The sequence below is a fragment of the Mesorhizobium sp. M0808 genome (assembly GCF_040320025.1).
GTDB lineage: Bacteria > Pseudomonadota > Alphaproteobacteria > Rhizobiales > Rhizobiaceae > Mesorhizobium.
In genome coordinates this window covers 13674-34543 of the sequence record NZ_JAMYOX010000050.1, presented here as the reverse complement: position 1 = coordinate 34543, position 20870 = coordinate 13674, and the positions used below count along the sequence as shown (strand labels likewise).

The window sequence follows — 20870 nt, the reverse complement described above, 5'->3', positions numbered from 1 at the left end:
CCCCGACCAGCTCCGCCGATCGCCCGTTGCTCAACCCGCGCCATACGGCGTACAACCCGCCGAGGCTCTAATTGCCGCTGGATGAAAATTCGGTGGCAGGTCACCTTCGCAAAGCTCAAGGCGCTCCTGCGGGCGAGGGCCGAGCGGACAATCGCGGCCCTATGGGACACCGTCGGCGCGCTCGTCGACCTTTTTACGCCAACAGAATGCGCAAACTACTTCAAGGCCGCAGGCTATGAACCGGATTAAACCGGACGTGCTCTAGTTCAGGAGTTAATTAGCGAGTAGCAAAAAGCCCCAACTAAGTGGGGCTTTTTTTATAAAGTGTCCGGTTCTGTGTTCTGCGGGGGGGGCGCGCCTTTCCCGATGTGCTGACCGTTAAAGCGTTAAAGAGAAACTTGGTTCAGCATCGCCGAAATCTGCGAGCGCGTTGGCGCGCCCCACCAGTCGCACAGATTGAGGTAGGCGAGATCGCTTGCGCTGTCACCGAATCCGATCGCTGGCCTATCTCCAGACTCGGAGCGGATTTTCTTCAAGAGGAACTCTACTGCCCGGCGCTTTGAAACCGGCGGGGGAATGAGCGCGAAGTTGTTTCCGTTGTGATGCCGTATCCATCCCGCATCGTCGAACTCAATTTTCAGTTCCGCCAGCCTCTTGCCATCCCCGTCGTTTTCTTTGAACACGGCGTATGTCGCTATACCCATTTCTTCAACGATCCACGAACGAACCGAGAGTTTGCCGGCTTCGGCCCCTCGCCGACCTATCTCAAGTACTTTGTTCAGTACCTCTCTGTGAGGGAGCAGTTCCTCAGCAATTACATCGTGCCATTCCTTCAGATGCCCGCCGTCCGGGTTAAGGATGACGGCGCCGTTGGCAACAATCGCATAGCTGTTGAACGCGATCTTGACGTTTCCATAGGCTGTCGTGCCACGCGCCGTGACGGGAATGACTTGTGACGTATTTAGCAGCCAATCGGTCATGGCAACCTGCCGCGGGGTCATCAAGGAATGATTTCCGTTCGAGGAGATCGCAGCTAGAGCCAGCTTGTCCTCGCTACCTTTCGGACACTTTGCGGGCGTCTGAAATAATGTGTCATCCAGATCGGTAAAGACGATTGGCTGCATGGAATGATCTGCGGATTTGACGGGTTGATCAGGCATTGCACTCGATCCGCCACACGTATTTGGAGTTCGTTTTCGTCAACTCGGAAAGATCCCGGGCAGATGACTTTGGTTTTGCGTTCACATCTATACCAACCGCTTCCATCAGAGCGACGGCCAACCCTGTTCTGATCGCAAAATTGACATTCTGTCCGCTGACAAGAGTTGCGTTCACAACGCCGATCAGCAAGCCGGATGAATCGAACACCGGTCCCCCACTCGATCCAGGTTGAATCGGTGCGGAAATTTGGATTAGCCGAGAATCTTCTCCCGGACCGAGCAGCCCAGAGACCAGGCCCTGCGAAACCTGCGGTCCCGACCCCAACAGGCCGGAAAGCGGATATCCGAGCGTTACTGCAAATTCGCCGAGAATTGGACCGACTTCGCGGAAGAAGAGCTCCGATCCGCCAAAGGACTGGTCAAGTCTGATAAGAGCAAGATCATTCATCTCATCTACTATCACGGGCTCAGCGTTAGTCTTACCGAGAAATCCACTCACCTGAATTTCCGAGGCTTTCTCGACGACATGTCCGTTTGTAATCAAATAGCGGTCGCCCACCAAAAAACCGGAACCGGTCCAATCGGCTTTGCGGCCACGGGATCCGCCATGCTCGGGTTGCGTACGGGTGTCAATTGGTGTCTCATTCTTTCGTCTGTCGACGATTGAAACACCGATACGTCGACCAAGTTCTTCGATACCTTCGAAGACGCCGTCCCGTTTCGAACGGACCCTCCAAACGTCATTCCTGCGGTACAATTCTCCAAAAACAATGCTGGAAACCGCAAGGTCGGCGTTATCGACGTCGACCACAAAGCCATTGATCGTGATTCTGACGTCTGAGAGGCCCTTGAGTGTCACCGATCCGGCGCTCGAATAAAGTACAAGCAGAAGGCGGTCAGTTAATGCATCGAGGACTGAAAGATCAATTCGAAAATCGGATGTGGCACCTGGCGCATAGGGCTGGGGAGCATCCTGGAGCGGCAGCCATGGCATATCCTTGCGTGAGATCGGCACAACAGCGATGGCGTGATTGACGAAGCCGCCACCGTGACAAAGTAGACTGATCTTGACCTCCGTTGCGTCGATTGATGCATTTTCGCCTGGGACGAGAACGTTGCTCATGCGGCTTGGACTCTCTTCAGGCGGGCCGTCATTTCAGGAAGTTTGATCGTTGTGTCGATCCGGCGGACAGCAACAGGACTATTTAGGACCGGCGGCTGGACCCTTTCACCGAGCATCATCATCGCGCAGTCATGGGGAAGATTAATCCCGGCGGCCGCAGAGAAGCCAACCCCTCCACTGGGCCGAGTGTTGACTTCCAAGACATTTGGAATTCCCGAAGCATCTGCCTTCGTCTGAATGTTCACGAGACCGTCGAGGCCGATGATTTGCGCTACAGCCTGGGCGATATCGAGTTCCGGCCCGCCCGTAAAGACGATTTGATGGCCTTCAAATTTTTGGCGCACAGCATGAGACACGATGCGACCGTTGTCACAGACGGCATCCACGCTGCTTTCGATCCCCGAAAGATAGGCCATCACAATTTGTTTGCTGGGATTTTCAGCCTTCCCAAATGCATCAATGTACATGTCAGGATCGACGACGTTGGGCTCCAATTTCGAAAACAGATCAAACGGACTAACACCGCGCCGGAACTTCCAGAAGCCCCGTCCATAAACACCGACGACAGGCTTTATGCAGACCTCTCGTGATATTTGCTCGATGTCCACAATTGCCTCGCGAAGTTCCTCTGCGCTGGTCACAGAAATTGTTTCGGCAACGGGGATACCGTTCGCTTTGACTAGATCAGTGAACGCGTCTTTGTGATCGCAGAGATCGATTGCATTCGAAGCCACAGCGCCGGCCGCCAAACGAATACCTTGCGAATCGAATTGATCACGAAGCTTCAGAAGAGCACGGCGCTGACGCATGGCGAGCAGGCCCACGAAGCCCTTTGCTGCGGCCGTATTAAGCGCCCATTCTGCATAGTCAAAATCTTCTTCCGACATTCCTGACGGTTCAATGAAGTATCCATCCGATTCGAGAAATATATCCTCACGGAATTCCTTGTGCGAGACTGTTACATTAACAGCACCGCCGAGGCCGCCGGATCTCATAAGAGAAGCAACATCGCGTTGACTTGAATGTGCGTGATTTAACCAGATATGACGGAGCATGATTCAACGCTTCTTGACTCGCGATGCAATTGTATTGCTGATGCTTCAGGATTCAGCGCCTCCCCAGTTCTCGCCGCCGTGTAAACTACCCGACGCGAATCCGGATTCGCCTTCTCTCCCGTCATGTATTGCCCGAGACGCGACAGTCTTCAAGGAGGTCATCGCTTTTGGCAGATTAAGGAGGGGTCCAAGATCCAGCACCGGTTGAAACCACCGCTTCCCAGTGTTGACGTCGCCCTCCAAAACATCGATCGCGTTAAGTTGCACGCGATCGAATGGGCGATCCGAAGCCGGCCTGGCTAAATATTTATTTTTCCTCGCAAATTCATGGCTCGCTTTCTGGGAACCTGACTTGACAACCAATGGGCAAAACCTATCGTGCCACAACCTCGCGTGCAACGGACTTTCCATCCATAAAAAGGGACATACATGGCGATCTCGCTATCGAAAGGGCAAACCGTTGACTTGAGCAAGAAGGCACCGGGCCTTTCACACCTCCACGTAGGCTTGGGATGGGACCCGATCAAAAAGAAAGGCTTCTTCGGTTTCGGAAAAGGAAGCGATTCTATCGATCTCGACGCCTCCATTCTGGTTTTCGATGGCAGCAAGAATGTAATCGACACCGTTTGGTTTCAGCAGAAGAAGTCCAAAGATGGATCTATCCTCCATTCCGGGGACAATCTTACAGGCGAAGGTGATGGAGACGACGAGGTGATCCGCGTTGACCTGAATAAACTAACTCCAGCCGCCCAGCACCTAGTCGTTACAGTGAACTCTTTCCGCGGACAGACTTTCGAGGAAGTCGACAATGCATTTTGTCGGCTTGTCGATGAATCGTCCGACGCCGAACTTTTTCGTTACGAGCTGAACGAAAAGGGACGCCACACAGGCGTCATTATGGCCCTGATATCCCGCCAAGGAGGTGCTTGGTCAGCCAAAGCGATCGGCGAACCTGGCCGCGGCAAAACGGTTGCCGACATGGTGACGAGCGCTCAGTCCTTGATCTGACGTTTAGGCAGCATCAAGGGTTCTGAGTGTTCTTTAGGGGGTGGGGATGAGTACGCTAATAAAGGGGGGCAACGCTCCTGTTATCGGGCAAAGCTTTGATGTTTCGGTCCGGTGGAAGCTCGCAACGAAAGCTGTTGAGGAGATCGACGTATCTGTTTTTGTGCTGAAAGCCAGCCGAAAAGTCGGCAGCGACCGGGACATGATCTTCTACGGACAGCGGCATACTGGCGATGGATCCGTTCGCCTAAGTGAAACAAATCGCCCAACGTCCAATGGTTTCGAAGAAGCGCTGTTTGCCTTCGATCTCTCGCGTCTTGCAGCCGACGTCGAATTCATTGCCATCACCGCAACGATCCCGGAAGCGAGAGCCAAGAAACTTTCGTTTGCGCAAGTCAGTTCGCTGGACATCAGCGTTGCAAACGCCGGCATCACGCAGGCAAGCTTTGACGTCCCTGTTGCGGGAATGACGGAAGCGGCGCTGGTGCTTGGCGAACTATACCGCCGCAACGGACAATGGAAATTCCGGGCGGTGGGCCAAGGCTTTAACGGCGGGCTGAAGCCGCTGGCTGAAAGCTTCGGCGTTGAGGTCGCGGACGATCCGGAGCCGTCCGCCCCTTCCCAACCACAACCTCCCCGGTCATCGCCTTCCGTCCCTCGTGTTCAGCCACATCCGACTCCCCAGGTCGCGCAAACCACTCCCGCTGCGGCTCCGATCAGCTTGTCAAAGGTGACGCTCACGAAGGCTGCGCCTTCGATCAGTTTGGCGAAGAAAGCGTCGGGTTTCGGCGAGATCCGGGTCAATCTGAATTGGAACAAAAAGCAGAAGGGCGGGTTTTTCGGAGGTTCCCGTAACGTCGATCTCGATCTTGCCTGCCTATTTGAGTTCAAGGACGGTCACAAAGGCGTCGTTCAGGCCCTCGGAAAGGTGTTCGGCGACTTTGACAACAAGCCCTATATCCGCCTGTCGGCCGACGACCGCACGGGTGACAGCGCCGATGGCGAATGGATGCGAGTCAATGGTCGCAACTGGAACGAGATAAAGCGGGTTCTGATCTACACATTTATCTACGACGGCGTCGCCAACTGGGCGGAGACCGATGGCCTGATCACAGTGTACGTCCCGGACAGCCCTCCCATCGAGGTCAAACTGGATGAAGGTGCCTCGAGCAAACGGACCTGCGCTATCGCCTTGCTGGAGAACGACAATGGCGGGATCAAGGTCAACCGGGTGGTCAAATATTATTCCGACGTTTCGAAAGCCGATCAGGATTTTGACTGGGGCCTACGCTGGGTCGCGGGTTCAAAATAAAAAACGGGAGTCCCAATGCTTGACTGGCTGAAAACGAATGCAGGTGCTGCGAAAAAGCGGCTTCAGGACGAAGTGTCCAAGTTCAAGAACCGTGAGTTCATGGAAGCTGTCGTAGCGGGATGCGCGCTGGTCGCAAGTGCTGATGGCAATATCTCCTCAGAGGAGAAGCAGAAGATGATCGCCTTCATGCAGAATTCCGACGAGCTGAAAGTCTTTATGATTGATGACGTGATTTCGTTCTTTAACGAAGTTGTGAGCAAGTTCGATTTCGATCATCAGCTTGGCAAGATCGAAGCGCTCAAGGTTACTGGAAAACTTCGTTCGAAGCCGGATGCGGCACGCACTATGGTTCGAGTCTGTTGCGTGATCGGCTCATCGGACGGGAACTTCGACGAGAAGGAACACCAGATCGTGCGGGAAATCTGCACCGACGTCGGTCTGCTGCCGGCAGATTTCGGCCTTTAAATTGATCCCGTTTCGGGAATGGCACCCGAAGCAAGTTGTTCGGCTTGGAAACGATCGAGGCACGCGCCAAGTTCGGAGAAAGGAAAAAGAGAAATATGATCAGTTTGTCAAAGGGGCAGAACGTTAGCCTCAGCAAGTCCGATCCAGGCTTGAAGAAGATTATTATCGGGTTGGGATGGGATCCTCGCGCAACGGACGGCGTCGAATTCGACCTTGATGCATCTCTGTTTTTGCTCGGACAATCCGGCAAAGTCCGCAATGAGCGCGATTTTATTTTCTATAATCAGACCAAATCGGTTGACGGGGCGGTCGAGCATACAGGGGACAACCGTTCCGGTCAGGGCGACGGCGATGACGAGCAGATGAAGGTCAACGTGGTCGCAATCAGCGCAGATATCGAAAAGCTGGCCGTCGCTGTCACTATTCACGATGCAGCAAGCCGCGGCCAGAATTTCGGCCAGGTCGACAACGCATTTATCCGCATTGTCAACGAAGAGACCAATAATGAAATCGTTCGCTTCGATTTGACTGAAGATTATTCGACTGAAACAGCGATGATCTTTGGCGAGGTGTATCGGCACAGCGGCGAATGGAAGTTCCGTGCCGTCGGTCAAGGCTATGGAGGCGGTTTGCAGGCTGTTTGCGCCCAGTATGGCGTCAGTGCGTCCTAAACTTAACTAACTCTCTTGGAAGGAGATCCAACATGGCAGTTTCACTTACTAAAGGCAGCAACGTTTCCCTCTCGAAAGAAGCTCCCGGCCTCACCAACGCAATAGTCGGCCTCGGCTGGGACCCAAGGGCCACGGACGGCGCGGAATTCGATCTTGACGCCAGCGTTTTCATCGTTGGTGAAAGCGGCAAAGTCCGCAATGACAGCGACTTTGTTTTCTACAACAACAAACTCGGTGCAGACGGCTCGATCGAACACACGGGCGACAACCGTTCAGGTGCGGGCGAAGGCGACGACGAACAGGTAAAAATCGACCTCAAAAAGGTTCCGGCTGACGTAAAGCGCCTTGTATTTGCCGTAACCATTCATGATGCCGATGCCCGCAAGCAAAATTTTGGCCAAGTTGGAAACGCATTTATGCGCGTCATCAATGCGTCCGGAGAAGTCGAGATCGCCCGCTACGACCTGTCTGAAGACTACTCAATAGAAACGGCTTTGATCTTCGGTGAAGTTTACAGAAACGGCGAAGAGTGGAAATTTAAGGCTGTAGGGCAGGGTTTCGCTGGCGGCCTTGCCGCTCTTGCTAAAGAACACGGCGTTAATCTTGGTTGATTTGTCATAAGGGGGGACGGGATCGCCCCCCTCTCTGACGCCAGTCTCCGGGTATTTTGTTCCGCATAGAGACCTGCGAGAGAAATCGGGACAATTTCGCACCTCGGAGGAATTCATGTCTAGGCGGCACTTTAACCGCAATTCGCTTATGGGAATCCTTGTGACGTCTGCGGTGGCAGGTGTGGGATTGAGCTTCGGCCGGGATGTTTACCGAAAGACGCGCAACAATTTCGTCTTTTTGCTGCTGGCTGCAATTGCCCTCGCAGGAACCTCATATGGCGTTTGGAATATGGTGCGGGGTCACGATCGCGGCCCCATCGCCACAATATTCAGAACTTACATCTTGAACGGACTCATTATCCTGGTGAGTGTCGTCATCTTTGCTCTGTTTGCAAATGTCGTTTCCGGTGATGCGAATCCGGCGAATGTCTCCCGTTTCATCATTCTAGGCGAAGCAGCCTTCGTCGGGCTCGGATTATTGATTGGGCTCAAACATCGCCACAAGCGGTTACGGGCGTTCGCGATTGACCGTCACAACGAGGGGTTTCTCGAGCGGGAAGGCTTTCGCGATGTGGGTGGACGTGACCAAGTCATGATTGATCCCTCAGGAAACGAGTTGACACTCGATGACTTCCGGGCGGATGCGGTCACGTTCAAGGTCTTAGGCCGCCGCGGAGCACGCGCGCGCATCCTGTTGGATAACGATGGGCGCATGGTTGAATATGTTCCCGCATGAACCTGACGAGCAGATTTAAGTGATCTGGGTCCGAGGTATAAACTACATAGCAGAGGTAAACCTTGTGACCTTTTTCAAAGTGGTTGTCTTCGCAGCTCTGCTCGTCACCGCTGGCGCAGGGCACACTTCCGATAACCATCAGGTGAGAGTTGTCGACGGAGACACACTGGAACTTGGGGGCGTAAAGTATCGTCTTCATGGCATCGATGCGCCCGAGGCGGGCCAATTATGCAGAACGGCGAACCGGAGAACCTGGCCTTGCGGTCAGGAGGCCATCAAAACACTTCAGATGATGGTGCGTAGCCATGCTTTGACGTGCGACAATCGCGGGTATGACAAGTACGGACGGACCTTAGCTGTATGTTCGATTGCCGGAACTGACATCAATGCCGCAATGATCAACAAAGGAATGGCTTGGTCGTTCAAGCGGTATTCCCACGATTACGATGAAATCGAGGCGGCGGCCAAAGCCAACCTGGTCGGAATCTGGCAAGCAGACACGGAGACCCCATGGGATTACCGCGCACACCGCTGGCAGATCGCCAAACAGGACGCTCCTGCCGGATGCAGCATCAAGGGTAATATCTCCAACAAGGGCGAGCCCATCTATCACATGCCTTGGTCCAAGGGCTATGCAAGGACACGCATCAACGAAAAGAAGGGCGAACGTTGGTTTTGCACTGAGGCCGAAGCCATCGCAGCCGGATGGCGAGCGCCTTGGGGCGACTGATGTCAGTCTCCATTACACGCCGATTTCGGCCTGTTCGCTTATGCCGTATATCCTGGCCCTGTCGAGTATTCTCTGGGCCCACGTTCTATGCGTACTCGGCTCGCACATCGAACCGCCATATTTGAAGACCGCTTCGGCATCCGTCGCCAATATCCTCACCGAAGCGTCGTAGTCCATGCGGTCAGGGCGAAACCCGAGTTGGATGCGGTGTATCTGTGACGGATGGATGGCCGTCTTGCCGACAAAACCGAACGACACGTCCTTGTCCACTTCCTTCTGAAGAAGCCCGCTATCGTCAATGATTTCAAAGACCGGAGAAGTCAGCGAAAACCCTGATGAGCCCATTACGCTCATCAGCATCGAAACCACGTAGAAAAGCGGACCTTCGTAAAGTGTCTCTCTCGGCGTGCGGCGGACGCCAAGACATGACATCAGGTCGTTGCCACCGACGCGAAGCGCGATGATGCGGTCGGGGGCGTGGGAAAGCAGTTCGCTCTTAAGTTCTGCGACGGAAATGGCGTCGAACATTTCCGACGTTTCCAATGTAGGCATCAGAAGCAGATCGGTCCCTCTTATGGAGTGAACCCACTTTTCGACGTCACCGTTTCGCACTTTGGGCGCAACGAAGCCATCAATGTTATGGATGCCGGCCATCTGAGCAATCCGCTGAGCCATTTCAATATGACGCGGACGAATAAAAAGCATCGGGAAATTCCGCCTACTGCTATCCCGCTTCACGTCTCCGATCTGGAGAAGGGTCCTTTCCAGGATGTCCATTCCCACGAGGACGTCACTTTCGAGGAGCGCGTCTTCGAGACATAGGACCAACGACCTGAGTTCCGGAAGTTTTTCTCCAGAAATGTAAGCAAGCGCGTCATGTTTGAGAATCGGCATGTAAAGCGTCGCGCCCAGATCAAAAGGCGATCTATTTTTCAGCAATTTTTGAAACCTTCTGGATCAGGGTGATGGCGCGATAAGGATGGATTTTTTCTGGAACGACTTTGAAGGGGACATTCTTCTCCCGGATCAAATGCAGCAGTGCTGCCGGTTCGGCGTCATCAATGGACGACAGGAATACCATTTGAGGCATACGGCGCAGAATTGCCCTCGTAGCTTCCGCAATTCCCGGTTTGATCCGGTTTAAATTCTCAACTTCGAATTCTGCAGCAACTCGATTGATTGCCTCCCGCGATTGTCTTTGATGGCTGGAGCGCTCGTCATCTGTCCATTGCGCAGGACCAATATTCCGGTCCAGCGCGATAACGGTATGTGTCCATACTTGGTCGACGAAAGCAGCTGAGATATCGTGCGCCTCCAAATGGTCCCATCGGACGGTGCCATGAAAGTCTTCCGGACCGGTGACGTTTTCGTTGAGGATCGAACGGCTGATCAACCCGGAGACGGTGCTTCCGAGTATTCCCGACGGAATGAGCCAGTCTTCTCCCGACGCCGCAAGCCACGCCCGGCCACATGGATCCGCCAGAACAACCAGCTTCGGTGCCACTGCAGAAAATGAGCGGAAGCTCTCTTCCAACTCGGTGGAAATAGCGCCTTTTCCGGTCCAGCCATCAACGAACAGCAATCCTTCAATGGGCCTGCGATCAAGGATGTGGCGCATCGCGTTGCCGTCGATTCCGCGGTCTCGAATAATCGAAATACCAAAGTGTTCGACGTCCCGGCCTATGCGGGACAAAGCACGCTTGAGGAGAACGCCCAAGGGTACCCCAGCCCGAACGAGACTCGCCAAAGTGATTGGCCCGTCGATACGATTGGAGATAGACCGCGCGAGAGCTGCCACCTCGCGTCCCATTCTCGCAGCGCCAGCGGACATCGCTTCATCGAATATCGCCATGTAGCCGGGTTCTGGCGCGCTTTCGAACGAAATCATTTCCGAATAGTGGCGTTGGCCGGACTGTATTGCTGCTTCCTTCGATGCGACGTCGATTGCCTCCATATTTACGAGCTTCAAAAGAAACGTGATGTCCGCACTGTGGTACGTGCCCGAAATGAATTTACTTTGCGTCTTCAACACAGTCCTCCCTACTCCGCCACCTGCATGACCGGTAGGCTTAAGTACCTGCGGACTTCACGCTCTGGCGTATGACTGCAACACTGGATGAATGATGGATGATGATCGAGGTTCGAGAGGAATAACTACCGAGCAATTACCACGTTTGGCTGCTCCAGGGCTTGCATGAGTATAGGACTAATCTCCGATTCATTCGTCTCGGAACAGAGGAGGATTCTTGCGTATTCTGACGGATCGACATTGTAGAGATAATTCAATACCTGTCCCCCGTAATTGTCCTCAAATGTGAATTTTTTCAAAATGGCATGCCCCAATGAAATCGGCGATCGGGTCACGGATGAGTAGTGGACGTCAGCTCCTTCCATCTCCAATTTTTCTGCAAGCAAGAACGGCTGCCAAACATTTTCTCCTGTGCCGAGAACCAGCGTAGCGCCCGAGGCTGCCGCCTCACCCTCCAGTTGAAGAAGGTGCCGGGAGACGCCCAACCGAGCCCAGTCGAGAGCCTTGTCGGGCGAAATGACTTTGCCATTTTTTATCTCAACAGACGGCGCTTCCGGTGCGTTGATGTTCAAACCGTTTGCATCCCAGCGATACCGCCCGGACAGGATCGACGCGTGTTTCACGTTGCCTGCGATCATCTGTTCGGTAGCACCATCTGACCAATCCGTGAGGGTGACGAGTACCGTATTGCGATTGTTCGCCCTGATGCTGGCAGGCAGAGCTGCGAACAGATTGCCGAACGTTTTTCCGCTCGAAGCTTCGTCATCAACCAATACAAGCGTCCGGGCATTCTCGACCATCGAGACTAGGCCGGGCATGAGCGGCCGGTGTACGAGATGTCCCCTGGCGTGACTGTGCTCTTCCTGGAACTCGCAGATCAGGGGCAAACCAAGTGGGTGTCTGGTAGTGCAAATGTAAACCGTATCGTCCCGGTCATTTTGTTCTGAGTATTGCTGGTGCACGCCCGCACCCAGCCCGACAGCAGTTTCGGCCATTCCTATGAAGAGGATTGGCCCTTCGAGATCGGGTGAAATTTGGTCGGCCAGAAATTTGTACGTCTTTCGCATCATCGAAGGCCGCACGGGAATGTGACGTCCAAGCACCTTGGAAACGAACAGGAAGGACCGCTTGGGATTGATGCGCTCCGCGAACCCGAACATCGTATCGGGAGGCATCAGGCTGCGGTCGATTTCAACCGATATAGTTCCACGGGTGAGTTCGGCAGAAAGCGGTTGTTTAATGGCGTTGTCCAAAATGTCCCACCCGAGTCGCTGATAGCTGATTTGGTTCATTTCCTAACATGCATTGGGCTAATAAAAGCGTGGTCGCCAGTAAAAATTGTAATAGTTTTGTGAAGTGAGTGCCCAACAGAAAAATGAGCATCAGACCGGACGCCTGCGTTCTGGAGAAAACAACGATGACGAGAAGTGGAGCGGAGAACGTGCTGCCGTTTTCCAACCTCAGCGTTTGAAGAGTAGGCGCAGGTTCAGCATGAATGAGTGTCGGACCCGAAATGAAGTTCGGTGATATCAATGACTGTGATTCAGTCGGTGTTGCGAAGCATCGACGGAGCGCCACATGTGGACCGATACAAACGGTAAGCAATATGCCTGGGAAGGGCCGCGGTATTCAAGCGATTTGACGGACACGGAATGGGCGGTTCTGGAGCCGCATATCCCTCACGACTTGGCCGGCCGCCCAAATGGTGGCGGCGGGCGATCATAAATGGGCTGCTCTACATCCTGCGTAGCGGGTTGCCGCGGCGAATGCTGGATCGAGATTTCCCGCCGATTACGACGGTGCAGCGCTGTTTCTATGCTTGGCGCGACAGCGGCCTTTGGAGCACGATCAATCACCTGCTGCTCATGGCCGTGCGCCTGCGTTGCGCGGACAATGCTTGAGCTTAGCGAAGAGTTGCTCGATGGAGGGTTCAGGTCCGGCGAGTATTTCGGCAGGAAGAACAGCCTGGCATAGGCCGACCGGATGGCGCTGCGCCTGAAGCGGATGTGCTCACCATCGCCGGGTACAATGTCCGGACCCGATCATGGAGAACACTGCAAAGGCTCCGCTAGATGGGGTCGATGACCATTCCACCAACGTCCAGGCCATCGCACGCCAGATCTATCTGAAAGGGTGGCGCGGCTACTTCGGCATTTGCGAAACCCCGTCGGTGTTGAGTCGCCTCGACCGATGGATCAGGCGCAGGCTTCGATCCATCGCGTGGAAGCAATGGAAGCACGGACGTACCCGCTTTGCGGAGTTGCGCCGCCGTGGCGTCGGGCACGATCTGGCGGCACAAACCGCCGGCAGCGCGCACGGCCCCTGGCGGATCAGCAACAGTCCCGCGCTCGCCATTGCCTTGCGAACGCATTCCTCTCTGGCCTCGGCCTTGCTTGCCTTGCCCCCGCCAAGGCCGCATAACCAACCGAACCGCCCTGTACGGACCCGTATGCAAGGTGGTGTGGGAGGGGAGGAACCGCGAGGTTCCCCCCTATCCCGATTGGCGCGGATCCGGTCGGAAAAGTTCGGCGCTCGCGAAATTTTGGAACCGTTCTTTGTCGAAACAGTCCGAGGTTCTTGGCGCCCTCCCTCGCCAATGGAAGCCTCTTGCCCGGACATGCGGTAGTCACAGGGTCCGAGCGATCGGCGAAGAAGACACAGAACGCTTCCGCGACTATCCCTCGCTCGGCCGGGGCAACTTTCGACGGACAGCGTTCAATGTTGCCTGCTACTATGTGGAGAGCGCCAAAGGCCGCGATTATCGTTGCATTTCCAGAAATATCCGCGTGCGAAATCGCGCCGCATAATCAACTCTCGATCCAGGCTCTGTCCCGACGACCCAGCGTGAACGACGTCGCGTGGCGTTTGCGCCCGCCGGACGCATATGCACATCCCCTGTGTTCAGCGATTCCTGCGAACTGAAGCGCTACGGCCGCATTGAAGCCTTTTCATATTCTGCGCAGACTATGCCGATGGCAGCTGCGCCCTCCAGAACGAAACGATTGCCGGAAATCAAGCTGCGACCTTCTTGCGGGTCCGCTTCGCCGGCGCCGGCTCCGGCGCTTCCGGCTCTTTCGGTTTGCGGCCGAGCCCCATCGTCTTGGCCAATGCCGAGCGCGCCGCGGCGTAGTTCGGCGCGACCATCGGATAATCCGCCGGCAGGCCCCATTTGGCCCGATATCCATCCGGCGTCAGCCCATAGTGGGTCGACAGATGGCGCTTTAGCGATTTGAATTTCTTCCCGTCTTCAAGGGAGATGAGGTAGTCCGGTGTCACCGACTTCCTGATCGGGACTGCAGGCGTAAGGGCAACCGGCTCTTTTGCAGAGACACCTTCCGCCGTCCCTTTCAGAGCCGCGTGCACTTGGCCGATGAGGGCAGGGAGATCCCCCACCGGGATCGGATTGTTGGAGACATAGGCTGAGACAACATCGGCCGTGAGCTCGATGAGGGTGTCGATGTTTTTTTCGGCTTCTTCTGTCATGAAACTCTCCAGGCGGCGTGAAACACAGTCGGCGAAGCGTCGCTTCATAGTGGCGGTTGTCGCTGAAAGCAAATACAGCCCGGCAGGACTATCGCGATGCTCGTCGGCACCGAGGACCATAACGCTGCATCCGCCGTCGTGCGCGTGTGTTGCTCAGTGTCGGCTGCCTCTTGACTGGGGCGGAGCTTGGTTTTTGGTATCCCGATCCACTTCGTGTGAATTGCAAAACGCAAGCGCCGAAGATGTTTCGCGACGCCCATGAAGTGTCGACGTCGATATTCCGCGGCTCGCGAAGTCCCCGCATCATGGATATCATGGCCCTTTTCTCTATCAGGCTTTCCGCTGTCGCGGGAAGGCCAACTAATCGCGATGCGATCCATCTCGGTTATTGCAGGTCCGTGTCCATGCTGCTCGACACCTTTGTTGGCGACCGTGCCGCGGTGCTTGGCGCATATTCAGGCATGACGGCAGCCTGCTGCGACGCGCGTCTCGGTCGTAAGCTTTGGGTCGAACTTGTCAGTGATCTCGAAACCGGGCGGTTTCTGTTTCGCTATCCTTTCTTTGGGAATGTGAAATTGGTGGCCGAGCAGTCCGCCTGAAACGATGTGCAGCCGGACGGTCTTGAGCTTTTTGCAATTCATTCTTAACCTGGAGTTGAATTGCCCAGAAGGTGCTGTCGTCTCGAGCGGGCACTTGCGGATGATGATCGGAATGTCGTCTTGGGGACGATGTTTCCATTCGCTTAGGTAGCTTGTCGAAAACAAAAGTTCCGATTACTTGCTTCCGGAGTCCGATATCGTGATGAAATACCCAGACGTTGAACCAGGTCTTAAAGACGAAGTCCCCTGGTCCGACAGCCTGACCGCCTACGCCAAGGAGCACTTCACGACCTATCTGAGGTTCTTGGATGCATCCGCTGACAATGCGAGCTATGAGGAGATGGCGCAGGTCATCCTCGGCATCGATCCGGTGCAAGAACCAGAGCGCGCCCGGAAAGCCGCGCGAAGCCATCTCGATAATGCGAAATCTGCTCGCCAGGTGTCATCGGAAGTTCGGGCGGCCTTTGGCAGTAGACCCATTAACGCAGCCCGCGATGATGGTTACCCACGCGACCAAATCGATCTGCAACTCGACGATCCCGAAGCCACGCTGGTCGAGATCACCGGATATCTGCAGGCGGCGCGCATTAATCTGACGGCCGGCAACGCCCTGATCGGGCCGGATACCGGCGGGACCTACGACGACCTGGCCTTCGCGCTGCCAGCGAACGCGGGCGCCACCTATTGCAAGCGCAAGCTCTCGACCGCAACCGAACTGTTTGGCGACGCCGCAGAAGTCTCGGAGGCGCAGTAATGACCACTGTAACGAGAGACCTTCGCGATGACGCGGCTCGCCGCAACGCGATCAGCGTGCATGATCGCTCGATCCTGGTCGAAGCTGGCGCCGGGTCCGGCAAGACGGACTGTCATGGCCGGTCGCATCGCGGTCATGCTGGCCGAAGGCATCTCGCCCAAATCCATCGCGGCGGTGACGTTTACCTTGAACTGGCGGCCAGCGAACTTCTGATCCGGGTCGGCGACTTCGTCGGCGACCTCGCCGCCGGACAAATTCCGCCCGAACTGCGGATTGCCTTGCTAGGCGGGCTGCCGTCGGACCAACAGCACCACGCCGCACGACCTGCTGTCGCAAGCGGTCGATATGATGCGGGTACGCCCGATCCTGCTTGAACAGCACCGGGGACAGGCGGAACGCGCACTCGCCAACTCGCTGGCCTCCAGCTTGGCCAATGCGATCGACTTCACATCTGCGCGCTCCCGGTGCGCATCGCTATAGAGCGACAAAGGTTGCCTGTATCCCTCAACCGAGAGGCAAGCCCAGGCGCCCGCTGCACGAACCGCAGGCGATGCACGTCAACGGCTGAGAGAGTCGTGGTAGCGGTTGAGAGCGCGGTCGCGTTTCAGAAGGTCGATCTACTCGCAAAAAGGAATCGTCTTAGGCGAAAGGCGGCACTTAATGCCGCTATTCCTATATCCATTGGCGCCCATCGGGTTCCCGGATTGAGCAAATCCGGATCACTATTTCATGCCGCTGCCAGCGTTGTGTCGGCCATGTGCACGCGCGCTGCCGCCGCCAGCAGGTCGGTCTGGGTGATCAGCCCAATAATGCGTCGCTCGGCATCGACGATGACCACGGCATGGCTGCGGCCGTCGGTGAGCACCGGCAGCAGGCTCATCGCCGGCGTGTCGGGAGAGGCGGTGGCAGCCTTCGACATCACAGCCCTCACCGTGTCGGTCGCCTTCGTCAGCTCGCGCAGGCCAACCACACCGACCAGCCAGCCCTCGGCGTCGGTCACCGGCAGCGTCCGGATGTTGTGATCGAGCAGCAAATGACGCGCCTGGTCGGCAGGCGCATGTTCATCGACTGAAATCACATCGCGCGACATGATGTCCTCGCACAGCAGGATCCGGTGGGAGCGCACCATCGCCTGCAACTCGACCTGCCGCAGCAGCCGCTCGAGATCGTTGCGGTCGATGTCGAAGGTTTCTTCCAGCGCGCCGAGCGCGGCATCGATATCCTCGGGCCGGAAGCCGACCCGCTCCCGCGCCGGCGGATCGATGGTTCCATGCGTGCTTTTGAGGGCGGGGGCCGCCACATGCGGATAGTTGCGCCGCGACAGTTTGTGGATGCCGTAGCCGAGTGCGACCAGCACGATCGAGTTCAGCGCCACCGGAACGAAGGGAAACAGCAAGCCGGCGCTGATGACGGCCGGTCCGCCGAACACCGCGGTCAAGGCGGCGGCCCCGCCCGGCGGATGCAGGCAGCGCGTGAACGACATGGCGGCGATCGCCAGCGCCACCGCAATGCCGGTGGCTAGGACGGGTTCATGCACGAAATGCGCCACGATCACCCCGACCAGCGCCGAAATTGTATTGGCACCGATAATCGACCAAGGTTGCGCCAGCGGGCTTGAAGGCACGGCAAAGAGCAGCACGGCCGATGCTCCCATTGGAGCAACCAGCAGTGCGACATGTGGGCCAGACCCGTTCGCCTGCGGATTCCGACGTGAAGCCGGCCGCCATTCCGATCAAAGACCGGCCACCATTCCGATTTGAAGCCGGCCACCGTTCCAATCAAAAGCCGGCCAGTTTTCGGCACTGAAGATTACCTCCTGGGTCAGCAACTTTGGCATCAATCACCTCGCCATGAACGGGGACATTTCGATGCCGGCAAAGAGAAGGCTGACCATGAGACAATTGAGACAAATGCTGCGGCTTGCCGGAAGCGGGACGAGCTCCCGCGAGATTGCCGTCGTCTTGGGAATAGCGCGCAGCACGGTGCAGGATAATCTGCAGCGCGCAGCGGCGGTTGGATTGAGCTGGCCCTTGCCGGGCGAACTGACCGACGATGCGCTCGAGAACAAACTCTTCACTCGCAACGGCGTCAAACAGGGCACGCGACGACGCACAGAACCAAACTGGGCCGATCTTGCCGTCGAGCTCAAGAAGCCCGGTGTCACCTTGCTCATCCTGTGGGAGGAGTATCGTGGGTCGCATCCCGACGGTTACGGCTATAGTCGCTTTTGTGAACTTCTAAGAGTCCGTTTTGAAATTCAAGGATGAGCGTTTCGGCGGATGAGGTTTGCGCCCATTGCGACGAGGATCATTGCGTGAGAGACGTCGATGCGCTGCTCGTAGTCGCGCACGAGGCGGCGCCATCTTGTCATCCAGCCGAAGGTCCGCTCGACGAACGTCTGTACAATGTTGCGTGGAACTGGTCATTTTGCTTGGTGATTTTGGGCCGGCTGGGCCATCGAGCGGGGGAACCCGGAAGATGATCTCGATGTGGGCGTCGTCGATTTCGACCCGGCGAACCACGGAGCGGATGATCTGCCGCATGCCGGCCCGATCAAGGCCGGCGAGCCCTGCTGTCACCTTGGCGGAGAAGTCTTCCAGACGGCTGATGAGGAGTGAGAGGTCGCGTTCGTTCTCGGCCACTTCGACCGCCGCCCGGTGCCGCTCCTGAAGCTGGGAGAGGCGTTGTTTCAGGCCAGCGATACGCGGTTCGAATTCCGCCTTGTCGATGACGCCTTCGGCATAGCTGTCGATCAGCCGGCCGATGCCGCGACGCAAGGTGGCCATCTGTCGTTCCAGGCGGACGATCTCATCCGGCTCGCGGATTTCGTCGCGGGCTTGGCGGAGGCGGCGGCGATATTCGTCGGCCATACGACGCGGGTCCTCCAGAAGGCCTTTCACCTGATCCCACACTGCTTCTTCCAGGTGATCGCCGCGCACCGCCGGGTTGTTGCACACGGCGTGGCCGCTGAAGCGGTAGCCATCCGCACCGATACAGCGATAGTAGCGCAGCGTGTTCGTCGGGTCATACTTGCGGGAACTCGGGGCGCGCTTGCCATAATAGGCGTAGCCGCAACGCCGACAGACCGTGAGGCCCTGCAGCAGCCAGTCCGCGCCGGGCATGCGTTGGCGCTTGCGCTTGCCGTTCTCCTCAAGCTGTGCACGGGCCGCCTCGAACACGGTGCGATCGACAAGTGGGGGAACGGGGATCTCGATCCACTCTTCAGGCGGAACGAGAACGCGGCAAGTGGCCCGCGGCGAGGGCTGCGGATGGCCGCGGATTGGCCGCAACCGTGGTCGTGGTGGCAAGTAGCGGGCCCGCCCGAAAGCGGCGCGTCCGACATAGGCGGGATTGGCAAGCATACCGCGGATCGTGGAGGCGTGCCAATGCATGGCTCCTGCCCGCGTCTGGCAGCCCATCTGCTTGAGCCGCCGGCACACCTCCCGCAGGCTCATGCGATCCAGGCCGACCCATGCGAAGATCAGACGAACAATGTGCGCCTCCGCCTCCACCACCTCGAAGCGTGCCACGCTGCCACCTTGGTTCCGGCTCACATAGCGGTAGCCAAAGGGCGCACCCGTCAGAGCGCTGACGGAGCCGGAACGGGCCGCATGACGACGACCGCGACGGCTCCGCTCGAGGATCTTGGCCCGCTCATATTCGGCGATCACCCCCTGAACCTGGAGCAAAAGATCATCTTCGGCCGTGCCACCAATGGGGCGGTTCAGGAAGACGATCTCCACACCGGCACGACGGAACTCGTCGATCAGCAGCGCCTGATGGGCGTAGCGGCGGGCGAGCCGATCGGGAGCATGGACGTAGAGACGCTCGACGTGGCCGCTGGCAACCGCATCCCTCAGCCGCTCCAGCGCCGGGCGAAGCAGAATCGAACCACTGTAGCCGTCATCCAGATAGCTGTGACCTGGCTCAAGCACGAAGCCATCGGCGGCAATGCGTTCCTGCAACGCAATGACCTGACTGGCGATCGTGTTGTCGCGCGTCTGGGCCTCGCTGGATAGCCGTGCATAGAGCGCGCATCGCATCTGGGTCATTGCTCACCTCCGGATCGCGCCATTACTTCCTTCACCTTCAATGAGCGGTCCGGAGGACCGTCCGGCCGCTGGCTTGTGCGCCTTATCATCGGCACAAGGCGGGCATAGGCCTCGAGCAGATGTTGGGGGCCGGTTCTTGTCGCTTCGAACGACACGTGCACGCGCAGCACAGGGCGATCCTTGCGCCGGACCATGTGCGCCTCCATCGGCCAGCTCGCAGCTGGGCCGTCGATGGCGCATTAAATCCTGTGGTGGCTCTGATTCGCCCGCGACAAATCGACTCGCATTCCGACCGCGACGAGCCTCAACAAGCTGCCGCTTACGGCTTGGACGCTCGATGCGCACCGACCACTCAAAGGCAAACTTGGCAACATTGTACAGCGGTTCACGACCCAGCGTCGGGGCAAGACTTCGAAGCCCTTCTGGTCATCGGATCGGCGGATGACCTCGACCACGAAGTCCAGATAGGCGGCCTTGTCCATGAGCATTAGCCGATCATAGGCGCCGTCGGCGAACAGATGCTTCACCCAGGGCCAGCGCTGGCGGATACCATCCAAGATCGCCTGAGCGCCGGCGCTGTCGGAGATATCGGCCGGCGTCAAGTTGACCATCAACAGCCGCCCATCCGTATCGACTGCGATATGGCGCTTGCGTCCGACGATCTTCTTGCCGGCGTCGTAACCCCTTGTTCTTGCTTGCGGAGCCTTGACCGACTGGCTGTCGATCACCGCCGCCGACGGGCTCGCCTCGCGCCCGGCCCGCTCACGATCCAGCATCAGCGCCACGTCGTGGATGGTCTGGAACAAAAATCGCCGCGCCAGCTCTCGAAACCAGCCATAGACCGTCTGCCAGGGTCCAAAGTGGATCGGCAGCATCCGCCAGCCGCAACCCGAACGGACCAGGTAGCGCACCGCATTGATCACCTCGCGAAAATCAACCTCGCGCGGACGGCCACGCCGCCCAGGCTTGGGCATCAGCGGCGCGAACTGCTCCCACTCCTCATCCGTCAAATCAGACGGGTAGCGCTTGGTCTTCTTGGCGATCTGGGCCATCCGGCCACGGCTCTGCTTTGTCCACATCCACAG

The 20870-nt window shown here is 57.0% G+C and carries 17 protein-coding genes and 9 pseudogenes; 14 read left to right on the top strand and 12 right to left on the bottom strand.

Features of this window, described 5'->3' with window-relative positions; translation table 11 throughout:
- A pseudogene (locus NKI25_RS32040) lies at window positions 1-249 on the top strand (hypothetical protein); the annotation flags it as partial.
- 137 nt (window positions 250-386) lie between these two features.
- On the opposite strand, the gene NKI25_RS32035 reads toward NKI25_RS32040, so the two are convergent.
- From NKI25_RS32035 to NKI25_RS32025, 3 genes are read right to left on the bottom strand one after another with little or no spacing between them, the layout of a single operon-like run.
- On the bottom strand, window positions 387-1160 hold the full coding sequence (locus NKI25_RS32035) for an HAD family hydrolase (RefSeq protein WP_352874481.1): 774 nt from the start codon (window positions 1158-1160) through the stop codon (window positions 387-389).
- Window positions 1153-2283 carry a trypsin-like peptidase domain-containing protein gene (locus NKI25_RS32030; protein WP_353000437.1) on the bottom strand — a complete coding sequence of 377 codons (1131 nt, stop codon included), beginning with the start codon at window positions 2281-2283 and terminating at the stop codon, window positions 1153-1155. Before NKI25_RS32030 ends, NKI25_RS32035 begins: the two co-directional genes overlap by 8 nt.
- Complete coding sequence (locus NKI25_RS32025; RefSeq protein WP_353000436.1) at window positions 2280-3338, bottom strand: ATP-grasp domain-containing protein; 1059 nt, start codon at window positions 3336-3338, stop codon at window positions 2280-2282. Before NKI25_RS32025 ends, NKI25_RS32030 begins: the two co-directional genes overlap by 4 nt.
- Before the next feature lie 429 nt (window positions 3339-3767).
- Here NKI25_RS32025 and NKI25_RS32020 point away from each other — a divergent pair, with 429 nt between their 5' ends.
- The 7 genes from NKI25_RS32020 to NKI25_RS31990 all read left to right on the top strand — a co-directional run bounded on the left by NKI25_RS32020 (window position 3768) and on the right by NKI25_RS31990 (window position 8868).
- Window positions 3768-4346 carry a TerD family protein gene (locus tag NKI25_RS32020; protein WP_353000434.1) on the top strand — a complete coding sequence of 193 codons (579 nt, stop codon included), beginning with the start codon at window positions 3768-3770 and terminating at the stop codon, window positions 4344-4346.
- A gap of 46 nt (window positions 4347-4392) precedes the next feature.
- Entirely contained in the window at window positions 4393-5655 is a 1263-nt protein-coding gene (locus tag NKI25_RS32015; RefSeq protein ID WP_353000432.1) for a TerD family protein, read from the top strand.
- Between the two features lie 15 nt (window positions 5656-5670).
- Complete coding sequence (locus tag NKI25_RS32010) at window positions 5671-6120, top strand: tellurite resistance TerB family protein (RefSeq protein WP_352874486.1); 450 nt, start codon at window positions 5671-5673, stop codon at window positions 6118-6120.
- Window positions 6121-6164: 44 nt separating this feature from the next.
- Window positions 6165-6791: a TerD family protein gene (locus NKI25_RS32005; protein WP_502897475.1), complete on the top strand. Its 627-nt coding sequence runs from the start codon at window positions 6165-6167 to the stop codon at window positions 6789-6791.
- Between the two features lie 32 nt (window positions 6792-6823).
- A complete protein-coding gene (locus NKI25_RS32000; RefSeq protein ID WP_352874487.1) occupies window positions 6824-7402 on the top strand; it encodes a TerD family protein in 579 nt (192 codons plus the stop codon).
- Between the two features lie 115 nt (window positions 7403-7517).
- The gene (locus NKI25_RS31995) at window positions 7518-8138 is read left to right on the top strand and encodes a hypothetical protein (RefSeq protein WP_353000430.1); all 621 of its coding nucleotides are present in this window, start codon (window positions 7518-7520) and stop codon (window positions 8136-8138) included.
- A gap of 64 nt (window positions 8139-8202) precedes the next feature.
- Complete coding sequence (locus NKI25_RS31990; RefSeq protein ID WP_353000429.1) at window positions 8203-8868, top strand: thermonuclease family protein; 666 nt, start codon at window positions 8203-8205, stop codon at window positions 8866-8868.
- A gap of 12 nt (window positions 8869-8880) precedes the next feature.
- On the opposite strand, the gene NKI25_RS31985 is transcribed toward NKI25_RS31990, so the two are convergent.
- The 3 genes from NKI25_RS31985 to NKI25_RS31975 form a co-directional block, all read right to left on the bottom strand.
- A complete protein-coding gene (locus NKI25_RS31985) occupies window positions 8881-9807 on the bottom strand; it encodes an HpcH/HpaI aldolase/citrate lyase family protein (protein WP_352874491.1) in 927 nt (308 codons plus the stop codon).
- On the bottom strand, window positions 9794-10900 hold the full coding sequence (locus NKI25_RS31980) for a cysteine protease StiP domain-containing protein (RefSeq protein ID WP_502897474.1): 1107 nt from the start codon (window positions 10898-10900) through the stop codon (window positions 9794-9796). Before NKI25_RS31980 ends, NKI25_RS31985 begins: the two co-directional genes overlap by 14 nt.
- A gap of 122 nt (window positions 10901-11022) precedes the next feature.
- A complete protein-coding gene (locus NKI25_RS31975) occupies window positions 11023-12189 on the bottom strand; it encodes a phosphoribosyltransferase domain-containing protein (RefSeq protein WP_353000427.1) in 1167 nt (388 codons plus the stop codon).
- A gap of 286 nt (window positions 12190-12475) precedes the next feature.
- Here NKI25_RS31975 and NKI25_RS31970 point away from each other — a divergent pair.
- Window positions 12476-12795, top strand: a pseudogene (locus NKI25_RS31970) (transposase); the annotation flags it as partial.
- Here the strand turns inward: NKI25_RS31970 and NKI25_RS31965 are convergent.
- A pseudogene (locus NKI25_RS31965) lies at window positions 12767-12933 on the bottom strand (transposase); the annotation flags it as partial. The pseudogenes NKI25_RS31970 and NKI25_RS31965 overlap by 29 nt on opposite strands.
- A gap of 8 nt (window positions 12934-12941) precedes the next feature.
- Between NKI25_RS31965 and NKI25_RS31960 the strand changes: the two are divergent.
- The gene (locus NKI25_RS31960; RefSeq protein ID WP_353000425.1) at window positions 12942-13523 is read left to right on the top strand and encodes a group II intron maturase-specific domain-containing protein; all 582 of its coding nucleotides are present in this window, start codon (window positions 12942-12944) and stop codon (window positions 13521-13523) included.
- A 386-nt stretch (window positions 13524-13909) separates the two neighbouring features.
- On the opposite strand, the gene NKI25_RS31955 is transcribed toward NKI25_RS31960, so the two are convergent.
- Window positions 13910-14380: a Ros/MucR family transcriptional regulator gene (locus NKI25_RS31955; protein ID WP_353000423.1), complete on the bottom strand. Its 471-nt coding sequence runs from the start codon at window positions 14378-14380 to the stop codon at window positions 13910-13912.
- A gap of 242 nt (window positions 14381-14622) precedes the next feature.
- Here NKI25_RS31955 and NKI25_RS31950 point away from each other — a divergent pair, with 242 nt between their 5' ends.
- The 3 genes and pseudogenes from NKI25_RS31950 to NKI25_RS31940 all read left to right on the top strand — a co-directional run.
- A complete protein-coding gene (locus NKI25_RS31950) occupies window positions 14623-14979 on the top strand; it encodes a hypothetical protein (protein ID WP_353000421.1) in 357 nt (118 codons plus the stop codon).
- 202 nt (window positions 14980-15181) lie between these two features.
- Window positions 15182-15403: pseudogene (locus NKI25_RS31945) on the top strand (DNA -binding domain-containing protein); the annotation flags it as partial.
- A gap of 329 nt (window positions 15404-15732) precedes the next feature.
- Window positions 15733-16083, top strand: a pseudogene (locus NKI25_RS31940) (UvrD-helicase domain-containing protein); the annotation flags it as partial.
- Between the two features lie 377 nt (window positions 16084-16460).
- On the opposite strand, the pseudogene NKI25_RS31935 reads toward NKI25_RS31940, so the two are convergent.
- Window positions 16461-17429, bottom strand: a pseudogene (locus tag NKI25_RS31935) (HPP family protein); the annotation flags it as partial.
- Window positions 17430-17601: 172 nt separating this feature from the next.
- Here NKI25_RS31935 and NKI25_RS31930 point away from each other — a divergent pair.
- Window positions 17602-18000 carry a hypothetical protein gene (locus tag NKI25_RS31930; RefSeq protein ID WP_353000419.1) on the top strand — a complete coding sequence of 133 codons (399 nt, stop codon included), beginning with the start codon at window positions 17602-17604 and terminating at the stop codon, window positions 17998-18000.
- Here the strand turns inward: NKI25_RS31930 and NKI25_RS31925 are convergent.
- The 3 pseudogenes from NKI25_RS31925 to NKI25_RS31915 all read right to left on the bottom strand — a co-directional run.
- Window positions 17991-18125: pseudogene (locus tag NKI25_RS31925) on the bottom strand (IS5/IS1182 family transposase); the annotation flags it as partial. The gene NKI25_RS31930 and the pseudogene NKI25_RS31925 sit on opposite strands and share 10 nt — an antisense overlap.
- A gap of 514 nt (window positions 18126-18639) precedes the next feature.
- Window positions 18640-19776, bottom strand: a pseudogene (locus tag NKI25_RS31920) (recombinase family protein); the annotation flags it as partial.
- Window positions 19777-20165: 389 nt separating this feature from the next.
- A pseudogene (locus tag NKI25_RS31915) lies at window positions 20166-20864 on the bottom strand (IS5 family transposase); the annotation flags it as partial.
- Window positions 20865-20870: the final 6 nt, after the last annotated feature.

Excerpts from the sequence above, each read along its gene's own strand:
- NKI25_RS32035 (WP_352874481.1), bottom strand. The coding sequence starts at position 1,160 with ATGCCTGATCAACCCGTCAAATCCGCAGATCATTCCATGCAGCCAATC.
- NKI25_RS32030 (WP_353000437.1), bottom strand. The coding sequence starts at position 2,283 with ATGAGCAACGTTCTCGTCCCAGGCGAAAATGCATCAATCGACGCAACG.
- NKI25_RS32025 (WP_353000436.1), bottom strand. The coding sequence starts at position 3,338 with ATGCTCCGTCATATCTGGTTAAATCACGCACATTCAAGTCAACGCGAT.
- NKI25_RS32020 (WP_353000434.1), top strand. The coding sequence starts at position 3,768 with ATGGCGATCTCGCTATCGAAAGGGCAAACCGTTGACTTGAGCAAGAAG.
- NKI25_RS32015 (WP_353000432.1), top strand. The coding sequence starts at position 4,393 with ATGAGTACGCTAATAAAGGGGGGCAACGCTCCTGTTATCGGGCAAAGC.
- NKI25_RS32010 (WP_352874486.1), top strand. The coding sequence starts at position 5,671 with ATGCTTGACTGGCTGAAAACGAATGCAGGTGCTGCGAAAAAGCGGCTT.
- NKI25_RS32000 (WP_352874487.1), top strand. The coding sequence starts at position 6,824 with ATGGCAGTTTCACTTACTAAAGGCAGCAACGTTTCCCTCTCGAAAGAA.
- NKI25_RS31995 (WP_353000430.1), top strand. The coding sequence starts at position 7,518 with ATGTCTAGGCGGCACTTTAACCGCAATTCGCTTATGGGAATCCTTGTG.
- NKI25_RS31975 (WP_353000427.1), bottom strand. The coding sequence starts at position 12,189 with ATGAACCAAATCAGCTATCAGCGACTCGGGTGGGACATTTTGGACAAC.
- NKI25_RS31960 (WP_353000425.1), top strand. The coding sequence starts at position 12,942 with ATGGAGAACACTGCAAAGGCTCCGCTAGATGGGGTCGATGACCATTCC.
- NKI25_RS31955 (WP_353000423.1), bottom strand. The coding sequence starts at position 14,380 with ATGACAGAAGAAGCCGAAAAAAACATCGACACCCTCATCGAGCTCACG.
- NKI25_RS31950 (WP_353000421.1), top strand. The coding sequence starts at position 14,623 with ATGTTTCGCGACGCCCATGAAGTGTCGACGTCGATATTCCGCGGCTCG.
- NKI25_RS31930 (WP_353000419.1), top strand. The coding sequence starts at position 17,602 with ATGCCGGCAAAGAGAAGGCTGACCATGAGACAATTGAGACAAATGCTG.